General features: G+C 31.2%; 8 protein-coding genes. All 8 read right to left on the minus strand.

Annotated elements, in window-relative coordinates; all coding sequences use genetic code 11:
- Positions 1-59: 59 nt before the first annotated feature.
- Positions 60-1,103, minus strand: coding sequence for a GDP-mannose 4,6-dehydratase (gmd, locus tag OREMA_RS0104515; protein ID WP_018248088.1), 1,044 nt, complete (start codon positions 1,101-1,103; stop codon positions 60-62).
- Positions 1,104-1,205: 102 nt separating this feature from the next.
- Positions 1,206-2,282 carry a mannose-1-phosphate guanylyltransferase gene (locus tag OREMA_RS0104520; protein WP_018248089.1) on the minus strand — a complete coding sequence of 359 codons (1,077 nt, stop codon included), beginning with the start codon at positions 2,280-2,282 and terminating at the stop codon, positions 1,206-1,208.
- Positions 2,283-2,594: 312 nt separating this feature from the next.
- Entirely contained in the window at positions 2,595-3,761 is a 1,167-nt protein-coding gene (locus tag OREMA_RS0104525; protein ID WP_018248090.1) for a nucleotide sugar dehydrogenase, read from the minus strand.
- A 954-nt stretch (positions 3,762-4,715) separates the two neighbouring features.
- Complete coding sequence (gene sat, locus OREMA_RS0104530) at positions 4,716-5,873, minus strand: sulfate adenylyltransferase (protein ID WP_018248091.1); 1,158 nt, start codon at positions 5,871-5,873, stop codon at positions 4,716-4,718.
- A 505-nt stretch (positions 5,874-6,378) separates the two neighbouring features.
- Positions 6,379-7,206 carry a PHP domain-containing protein gene (locus OREMA_RS0104535; RefSeq protein WP_018248092.1) on the minus strand — a complete coding sequence of 276 codons (828 nt, stop codon included), beginning with the start codon at positions 7,204-7,206 and terminating at the stop codon, positions 6,379-6,381.
- A 609-nt stretch (positions 7,207-7,815) separates the two neighbouring features.
- Positions 7,816-8,187: a GxxExxY protein gene (locus tag OREMA_RS0104540; RefSeq protein WP_018248093.1), complete on the minus strand. Its 372-nt coding sequence runs from the start codon at positions 8,185-8,187 to the stop codon at positions 7,816-7,818.
- Between the two features lie 1,138 nt (positions 8,188-9,325).
- A complete protein-coding gene (gene cysC / locus OREMA_RS0104545) occupies positions 9,326-9,946 on the minus strand; it encodes an adenylyl-sulfate kinase (protein WP_018248094.1) in 621 nt (206 codons plus the stop codon).
- A gap of 279 nt (positions 9,947-10,225) precedes the next feature.
- Positions 10,226-10,627: UDP binding domain-containing protein (locus OREMA_RS19170; RefSeq protein ID WP_018248095.1), on the minus strand; the 402-nt coding region annotated here is incomplete at its 5' end.

Consider the following 10,627-nt stretch of genomic DNA (forward strand, 5'->3'; position numbering starts at 1 on the left):
GTTAATGTTAACTTGGATATTAATGTCATCTAAATTAGTAACCTAAGCTAACTTCCATACTAAATATCTCCTGTTCTTTCAATAGCTTTCAAATCAGCCTCCACCATAATCCTTACTAATTCACCAAACTTAACTTTAGGCTCCCATCCTAACTCTTCTTTAGCCTTAGTAGGATCTCCGATTAATAAGTCTACTTCAGCAGGTCTAAAGTATTTAGGATCTATCTCTACTAGAACTTTGCCAGTTTTCTTATCAATACCCCTTTCATTAACTCCTTCACCTTCCCATTCAATATCTATTCCTGTATGTTTGAAAGACAATTCAGTAAATTCTCTTACTGTATGATTTTCTCCAGTTGCTATTACAAAATCTTTAGGAGTATCTTGTTGTAACATCATCCACATCATTCTCACATAGTCTTTAGCATAACCCCAATCACGTTTAGCATTTAAGTTACCCAGATAAAGCTTATCCTGTTTACCCTTAGCAATTCTAGCAGCAGCCCTAGTAATCTTACGAGTTACAAACCTCTTTCCTCTTCTTGGTGATTCATGATTGAATAGAATCCCATTTACTGCATAAATATTGTAAGCTTTACGGTAGTTTATAACTATCCAATAAGCATAAAGCTTAGCTATTGCGTAAGGGCTCTGCGGATGAAAAGTGGTTTCTTCATTTTGAGGAATTTCTTTTACCTTACCATAGAGTTCACTTGTAGAAGCTTGATAAAATCTAGTATCTATTTTCGACTCTTTTATAGCATCTAATAATCTTAATGTTCCAAGAGCATCAACATCTGCTGTATACTCTGGCATTTCAAAAGATACAGCAACATGGCTCTGTGCTGCCAAATTGTATATTTCATCTGGGTTAATCTTCTCAATTAACCTACTTAAATTACTAGCATCAGTCATATCACCATAATGTAAGTATAATCTAATATCATCTTCATGGGGATCTTGATAGATATGATCAATTCGTTGTGTATTAAAAGTAGAAGCTCTCCTAATAATACCATGAACTTCATATCCTTTTTCTAATAGAAACTCTGCTAAATATGATCCATCTTGTCCTGTAATACCTGTTATTAAAGCCTTTTTCATTAATTTCTACCTCCAAAATTCAACTAACTCTTAATATCTAAAAAATAGATATTTAGTATAACTTAACTTTAACTAACTATTATACCTTATGAACATCAACTACTACAAACATTCATCTAATCCTCTATCAGCTAATAAATTTCTAATTTCCTTAACTTCCTGTGCTTTTTTCTTGTCACAAATTAAAATAGCATCATCAGTATCAACAATAACTATATCCTCTAATCCCATAGTAGTAATTATCTTTCCATTACCATGAACAATAGTATTCTTCGTATCAATCCCAATATGATGGCCAGAAATTACATTACCCTGCTTGTCTCTTTTTTGTACTCGCTCTAAAGCTGGCCAACTTCCAATATCATCCCAACCAAAACTTCCTGGAATTACATAAATATCTTTCGCTTTTTCCATAATACCATAATCAATTGAGATATCATCTAATTTTTCAAACTCAGCTCTAATTATCTCTGCTTCTTCTGCAGTACCAATAGCTTCCTTCATTTTTTCTAAACTCTTATCTAACTTAGGCATATAAAGTTTAAACATCTTACGAATAGTAGATACTTTCCAAACAAAAATTCCACTATTCCAAAGATAAGTTCCAGCTTCTAGGAAACGTTCTGCTTTTTCTCGATTAGGCTTCTCTGTAAAGGCTTTAACCTCAAAAACCTCATGACCATTAACCTGTATATATTTCTTGTCATAATTAATATATCCATAGCCTGTTTCCGGATGAGTAGCTTCAATCCCAATAGTAACTAGATTATCGCCATTATCAGCCACTTCAACAGCAGCCTCTACTGTATCTAAAAAACTAGCCTCATCTATAATTAAATGATCTGAAGGTAATACAACCATTATTCCCTCTGGAGACTTTTGTTCTATATAAATAGAAGCTAATCCTATACTAGCTGCAGTATTCTTACGCATAGGTTCTACTGTCAAATTATCCACTGGAATCTCTGGCAAATGCTCTTGCATCTTCTCTACATAATCTTGGCTAGTAGCAATAAAGATATTATCATGGGCAGTTAATTTACTGATTCTATCTACAGTAGCCTGGATCATACTCCGATTTTTATCTACTAAATTAAGAAATTGCTTAGGTCTATCCTTTCTACTTAATGGCCAAAACCTACTTCCTACTCCTCCAGCCATAATTATCGGTGTGATCATTTTGCTTTCCTCCATTCCTTATTGTAAGAAGCTACAATCACCTAAATCTTATGCTATTTATTAATTTTATCCTAATGTATAATTATTTTACAGTATAGTAATTCCTCTTTAACTATCTGAATTCCTTCATCAGTCACTGTGTTTAGTAAATTTTATAATTAATTCTATTAAGCTTATGATTGATATTATTTTGTTAAAATTCAAATGATACACTGAAAATATAAAAAGAGCTACAAGTAAAAACCTGTAACTCTCATCCTAAATTGCTATCCTTTTTTCTTTAACTGTCAACTATAAACTGTATACTGATTTCTAGTCTCTCATGTATAAATCTCTAGTATATACTTTATCCTCTACATCTTCTAACTCTTTATTCATCCTATTTGCTACTATAATACTTGATAAACTTTTAAATTCTGCTAAATCTCTTATCACCCTTGAACGGAAGAATTCATCTTCTTCTAAAGTAGGCTCATAAATAACTACCTCTATGCCTTTAGCTTTAATTCTTTCCATTACCCCTTGTATAGATGATGCCCTAAAATTATCAGAGCCCTTTTTCATTGTAAGCCTATATACTCCCACTACTTCAGGGTTTTTCTTGATGATTACGTTAGCAATATGATCTTTTCTAGTACTATTAGCATCTACTATAGCAGCAATTATATTATTTGGTACATCAGCATAATTGGCTCTAAGTTGTTTAGTATCTTTCGGTAAGCAATAGCCCCCATAACCAAAGGATGGATTATTATAATGATCACCTATTCTAGGATCAAGACAGACACCTTCTATTATCTGTTTTGGATCAAGATCTTTCACTTCTGCATAGGTATCTAATTCATTAAAAAAGGATACTCTCAATGCTAAATATGTATTAGCAAATAATTTGATAGCCTCTGCTTCTGTGGAATCAGTAAATAAGATATCAATATCCTCTTTAATAGCACCTTCAGCTAATAGATCTGCGAATTTTTCGGCTCGCTCAGACTGTTCTCCCATTACTATTCGCGACGGATATAAGTTATCATATAAAGCCTTTCCTTCTCTTAAAAACTCTGGTGAAAAGATGATATTATCTGCCTTATATTTTTCTTTAATAGCTTTGGTATATCCTACTGGTATTGTTGATTTGATTACCATAACTGCTTGAGTATTTATCTCTAATATATCTTCTATTACAGCTTCTACTGTGCTTGTATTGAAATAATTTTTCTCTGTATCATAATCTGTTGGGGTAGCAATTACTATAAATTCTGCATCTGCATATGCCTCTTCTTTATCTAAGGTAGCTGTTAAATCTAAATCTCTTGTAGCTAGATATTCCTCTATCTCTTGATCAACAATAGGTGACCTTCTATTATTAATCATATCTACCTTCTCTTCTACTACATCTAAAGCCATTACTTCATTATTTTGAGCTAATAAAACTGCATTTGATAAGCCTACATAGCCTGTTCCTGCAACTGCAATTTTCATATTTTGTTTCCTCCCTTTTCACATCTTTCACAGCAAAACATTAGAATTTTTTCACCACGGATACACACTAATAAAAAACTAAATTCTTAAACCATTAATTATTATTTTTAAAATACTTTAATCTATATAAAGTAAATTTAGTTCTAGTTTTAATAAAAATACAGAGTTTTAAATACTTTTAATTATTTTTATTTAATGTTCTTATTCGTATACATCTGTGGTTACAAATATCTTTTGCCTTTGATTAGTAATTTTAAGAGCTTAAAAGCTTATTTACCACGGATACACACGAATTAACACTAATAAAACCTTTAGAACCCTATTAGATATAATTTTATCTTTTTAATGATCTTATTTGTGTACATCCGTGTTCATCCAGCCCAAGACTACTTCCTCAAGAAGCAAACACAGCTTCTTTCAGGGCGTGTGGTTACAAATATCTTTTGATCTTGATTAGTTATTAAAGACTTAAAAGCTTATTTACCACGGATACACACGAATTAACACTAATTAAACCTTTAGAACCCTATTAGCTATAGATATTTCTAGACTTTATTCTTTTTAATGACCTTATTTGTGTACATTCGTGTTCATCTGTGGTTACAATATCTTTTGACCTTTCTTTTCAAAAAGTATCTTTAACGTATATAATAGCTAGACTATCCAACTTATATTCTAACTAAAAATTCACTTTTATTCAATTAAATATCTCTTTAAGCTATATAGAATATAAGAAAGAATTTAAATCTTTTTATGCTTTTATCTTTAAGTTCTTAAAAACCTTTTTTGACGCTGATTTTCACTGATTAAGTTCTGATGAGTCTACTAATTCTTTTGATTTTTAGTTCTTAAAGGATTATAAAAATTTAAATTCTAGACATAAAATATAAAATCTTTATCGCTTTCTATATATATGAAAAAGTACAGGATTCATCCTGTACTTTTTAGATGTACTTAGTTATTAGTTGACATACCTTTTATCAATACATCAGCTACTTCTGGTCTAGTCATCTCTTTTGGTGGTCTATTTCCTTCTCTTAATAATCCACGAACTTTAGTACCACTTAAGAAGATATGGTCTTCTCTACTGTGTGGACAAGTCTTAGCAGTAGCCATTGTTTCACACTCTTTACAATAGAAGGCATGCTCAAAACGTAATGGTTCGATTCCGATCTCTTCATCTGTGAAGTTATCAAACATCTCTTGAGCTTCATAAGTACCATAATAATCTCCAACTCCAGCATGATCTCGACCAACAATAAAGTGAGTACAACCATAATTCTTACGGCATAAAGCATGGAATACTGCTTCTCTTGGTCCGGCATATCTCATGGCAGCTGGGAAAACAGCTAACGCAATTCTATCTCTAGGATAGATCTTGTCCATAACAACCTCATAGCTTTCAATTCTATATTCTACTGGTACATCACTACTTTTGGTCTTTCCAACTAATGGAGTCAATAATAATCCATCACAGATCTCTAGACCACATTTTTGAATATATTCATGGGCTCTATGTATAGGATTTCTAGTTTGGAATCCAACTACTCTATTCCATCCTTTCTCTTCAATCATAGCTCTTACATCTTTAGGATCTAATCTATATTGGTTAAACATATCATGTTCAATTCTTTTTACTAATGATATCTTACCACCTAATAATACTTCTCCCCTTTGGTAAACTTGAGCTACACCTGGATGCTCATCTTCTGTAGTCTTATATACTAATTTAGCTTCTTTTTCTTGATCATAAGTATACTTATCTTCTAAATGTAACACTGCATATACAGTTCCTGCTGTATCAGTTAAAGCCACATCTGAACCAATCTCTAGTTCATCAGCTTGGTTTTGGCTGACACCTAATACTACTGGAATAGTCCATGGTAATCCATTTGTTAAGTACATATCTTCTACAACACCAGTATAATCATCTTCAGTCATAAATCCTTCTAGAGGGCTATAAAGTCCAATTGCTATGTTTTCTGCCTCAGTTAAATCACGTAAGCTCAATTTTAACTGTGGCATTTGATCTGCTTTATTTAGTAGTTCTTCTTTTTCTGCACCTTCTAATACTCTATTAACTAGTTCTCCTCCATGAGGTTTAATTAACATTTTAACAACTCCTTATTTTCTATTAAAATTTAAAATGAATACCTCTATTAACCATTAAAATCCTAAAACCTTTATTTAACCACAGATTAACACTAATTAAAACTTTAAAGACTTAACAGCTTCTTTTACCACGAATGAACACGAATTTACACTAATAAAAGATTAAGTTCTTAAACCATTAATTATTATCTTTTAATACTTTAATGTATATAGCGTAAATTTAGTTCTAATTTTAATAAAAATACAGAGTTTTAAATACTTCTAATTATTTTTATTTAATGATCTTATTCGTGTACATCCGTGTTCATCTGTGGTTCCAAATATCTTTTGATCTTGATTAGTATCTTAAAGACTTAAAAACTTCTTTTACCACGGATACACACAAATTAACACTAATTAACACTTTAAAATCTTATTAGCTATAAATATTTCTAAACTTTATTCTTTTTTTATGATCTTATCCGTGTACATTCGTGTTCATCTCTGGTTCCAAAATATTTTGACTTTATTTTTTCAACTCTTCTAACAAGCTATAAGGTACATCTACAGTTCCTAATAAATACTTATCTTCATTAGCAGGCCCATGGCAATCAGAGCCTCCAGTAATAATTAAGTCATTTTCTTGGGCTAGGGAGAGATAATATTCAGTTTCTTCCTTGCTATGTTTAGAATAATAGACTTCAATACCAGTCAAACCTTCATAGTTAATTAGCTCTTTAACAATCTCATTATTATCAATTATTCCTGGATGAGCTAATACAACTATTCCCCCAGCACCTTGAATCAATTCAATTGCATCTTCTGGTTTTAATTGATATTTAGGAACATAAGCAGGGCCACCATCTTCTAAATAATTATCAAAGGCTTCCTGCATTTCTGAAACATGCCCCTCCTCAACCATCAATCGAGCAATATGAGGGCGACCTACTCCAGTTTCACCTGCAATCTCTTTTAATCTAGCAAAATCTAATTCTATACCTAAGTTAGATAACTTAGCTAAGATTTGTTTGGCTCTGACTTCACGGGAATTCTGTAAATTATCTATAATTGCTAACAGTTCTTGGTTATGATAGTCGATCTGATAACCTAAGATATCAACTCTCTGCCCTTGGTAATAAGTAGTCAATTCAATCCCAGGAATAACTTCTATTCCTAATTCTTTTCCTTTTTCTATAGCTTCTTCTATACCTGCTACTGTATCATGATCAGTAATCGCAATTGTGCTTAACCTTCTTCTTTTAGCCTCTTCAAGCAATTCACTTGGAGTAAAAGATCCATCAGAGGCTGTCGTATGAATGTGTAAATCTATCTTCTTCATTATATTATCACTCATTTCTTTACTTCTGATAATTTTCCATTATGATATACTTCTTTCTGAATATAATAGAAAACACTTATAAAACTTGAAAGCTATTTTGCCACGGATACACAGGAATTAACACTAATTAAACCTTTAGAACCCTATTAGATATAATTTTATCTTTTTAATGATCTTATTTGTGTACATCAGCCCAAGACTACTTGATCAAGAAGTAAAACACAACTTCTTTCACAGCGCTGTGTTCATCTGTGGTTACAATATCTTTTGACCTTAATTAGTTATTAAAGACTTAAAAGCTTCTTTTACCACGGATACACACGAATTAACACTAATTAAAACTTTAAAAGCCTATTAGCTATAATTTTATATTTTTAATGATCTTATTTGTGTACATCAGCCCAAGACTACTTGATCAAGAAGTAAAACACAACTTCTTTCACAGCGCCGTGTTCATCTGTGGTTACAATATCCTTTGAACTTAATTAGTTATTAAAGACTTAAAAGCTTATTTACCACGGATTAACACGAATTAACACTAATTAAAACTTTAAAAGCCTATTAGCTATAATTTTATCTTTTTAATGATCTTATTGGTTACAATATCTTTTGACCTTGCTTTTTCTACAATACTAACCTCTCAAATTCTAATTTCTTGTTCTTAAAATTTAAAATAAAGCCTAATTTAGTATTAGTCGCCTTCAAATAGTTTAATACCTGAGCTTTGTGAATACCTATAATCTTATCTACTACTTTTAATTCTAAAATAATTTTATCTTCTACTAATATATCAGCAATATAATCTCCTACTACCTCATCACAAAAATTTATCTTAATTGGATGCTGTTGTTTGGCTTCTAATCTTTCTCTTTCTAACAATACCATTAATGCATTTTCATAGACTTTTTCTAAAAATCCAAAACCTAATTCATTGTGTACTTCCATAGCTAATCCAATTATTTGATAAGATAATTCTTTATAGATCACTTGCCTCATATAGCTTCATCCCCTCTAAATATACTAGAAGATAGCATACCCAAAGAGATACCAAAAATTACTTATAAGATCCAAATTATTCTTCCCTCGGATACACACAAATTAACACTAATTAACACTTTAACATCTTATTAGCTATAAATATTTCTAGACTTTATTCTTTTTAATGACCTTATTTGTGTACATCCGTGTTCATCTGTGGTTACAAATATCCTTTGACCTTGATTAGTTATTAAAGACTTAAAAGCTTCTTTTACCACGGATACACACGAATTAACACTAATTAAAACTTTAAAAGCCTATTAGCTATAATTTTATCTTTTTAATTATCTTATTTGTGTACATCCGTGTTCATCTGTGGTTCCAAATATCTTTTGACCTTGATTAGTTATTAAAGACTTAAAAACTTCTTTTACCACGGATTAACACGAATTAACACTAATAAAACCTTTAAAAGCCTATTAGCTATAATTTTATATTTTTAATGATCTTATTTGTGTACATCCGTGTTCATCTGTGGTTACAATATCCTTTGACCTTGATTAGTTATTAAAGACTTAAAAGCTTATTTACCACGGATACACACGAATTAACACTAATTAAAACTTTAGAACCCTATTAGCTATAATTTTATCTTTTTAATGATCTTATTTGTGTACATCAGCCCAAGACTACTTGATCAAGAAGTAAAACACAACTTCTTTCACAGCGCCGTGTTCATCTGTGGTTACAATATCCTTTGACCTTGATTAGTAATTTTAAGAGCTTAAAAGCTTCTTTTACCACGGATTAACACGAATTAACACTAATAAAAGATTAAGTTCTTAAACCATTAATTATTATTTTTAAATACTTTAATCTATATTGCATAAATTTAGTTCTAGTTTTAATAAAAATACAAAGTTTTAAATAATTCTAATTATTTTTATTTAATGATCTTATTCGTGTACATCCGTGTTCATCTGTGGTTCCAAATATCTTTTGATCTATTAATATTTCTAGACCTTATTCTTTTTACTGACCTTATTTGTGTTCATCCAGCCCAAGACTACTTCCTCAAGAAGCAAATACAGCTTCTTTCACAGCGCCGTGTTCATCTGTGGTTCCAAGTATCTTTTGACCTTAGCAATCTAATATACTACCCTGTAGCCTCTAAGTTCTCTTTAATCCATGCTTGTCTCTTATCAATAGCTTCTAGAACCTTCGCTACTGCTGCTTCTACTGATAATTCTTTGGTATCTACTACTAAATCAGCATTCTCTGGTACTTCATAAGGTGCTGAGATTCCAGTAAAGTTCTTAATCTCTCCTTTTTTAGCCATCTCATATAATCCCTTCGGATCACGCTTGGCACAAGTCTCTACATCTGCCTTCACATAAACTTCGATAAAGTTGTCTGCTCCTGCTCTTTCTCTAGCAAAATCTCTAGTCTCTTGATAAGGAGAGATAAAGGAAGCCAAAGTAATCATCCCTGAGTCCTTAAATAAGGCAGCTACCTCTGCAATCCGGCGAATATTCTCATTTCTATCTTCAGCTGTGAAACCTAAGTCAGAGTTTAATCCATGGCGTACATTATCACCATCCAAACGATAAACAGCCTGTCCTCTTAGGACTAATTCCTTCTCAACCTCTACAGCTATAGTAGATTTTCCTGATCCAGATAATCCAGTAAACCAGATTACCATACCCTCTTGCCCTAAATTATCACACCTCTGATCATAACTAACCTTTCCATCATGCCAAGTAATATTTTTAGTCATTGTTTATCCCCTTTCATAGATAAAATAAACATAATATAAGTCCTTATAATAATCAAATAACCAATTATACCATAAAAACAAAGAACTCAACAAATTAAATCGAATCCTTTTAACCTTTTATTAATATTTTAGATCTAAACTATTAAAACCTAATTATATATTTTATATTATAGATATATTTAAAAAATATTTTTATAACTATATCAAAAATAAGAATCACTAGCAAAAACTGCAACTCTTATTCCCATTCGCCTTTCAGTTTTAATTATTAAAAATTTTCTAGTCTCTCATATATAAATCCCTAGTATATACTTTATCCTCTACATCTTCTAGCTCTTTACTCATCCTATTTGCTACTATAATACTTGGTAAGCTTTTAAATTCTGCTAAATCTCTTATCACCCTTGAGCAGAAGAATTTATCTTCTTCTAACGTAGGTTCATAAATAACTACCTCTATGCCTTTAGCTTTAATTCTTTCAATTACCCCCTGTATAGCTGAAGCTCTAAAGTTATCTGAACCAGTCTTCATTGTAAGTCTATATATTCCTACTATTTCAGGATTTTTCTTGATTATGACATTGGCAATATGATCTTTTCTAGTACTATTAGCATCTACTATAGCAGCAATTATATTATTTGGTACATCAGCATAATTGGCTCTAAGTTGTTTAGTATCTTT

Origin of the sequence: Orenia marismortui DSM 5156 (assembly GCF_000379025.1) — a bacterium.
In the GTDB taxonomy this organism is placed as follows: Bacteria; Bacillota; Halanaerobiia; order Halobacteroidales; family Halobacteroidaceae; genus Orenia; species Orenia marismortui.

Coding starts and splice junctions, on each gene's coding strand:
- gmd (WP_018248088.1), bottom strand. CDS start 1,103: ATGAAAAAGGCTTTAATAACAGGTATTACAGGACAAGATGGATCATAT.
- sat (WP_018248091.1), bottom strand. CDS start 5,873: ATGTTAATTAAACCTCATGGAGGAGAACTAGTTAATAGAGTATTAGAA.
- OREMA_RS0104535 (WP_018248092.1), bottom strand. CDS start 7,206: ATGAGTGATAATATAATGAAGAAGATAGATTTACACATTCATACGACA.
- cysC (WP_018248094.1), bottom strand. CDS start 9,946: ATGACTAAAAATATTACTTGGCATGATGGAAAGGTTAGTTATGATCAG.
- OREMA_RS0104520 (WP_018248089.1), bottom strand. CDS start 2,282: ATGATCACACCGATAATTATGGCTGGAGGAGTAGGAAGTAGGTTTTGG.
- OREMA_RS0104525 (WP_018248090.1), bottom strand. CDS start 3,761: ATGAAAATTGCAGTTGCAGGAACAGGCTATGTAGGCTTATCAAATGCA.
- OREMA_RS0104540 (WP_018248093.1), bottom strand. CDS start 8,187: ATGAGGCAAGTGATCTATAAAGAATTATCTTATCAAATAATTGGATTA.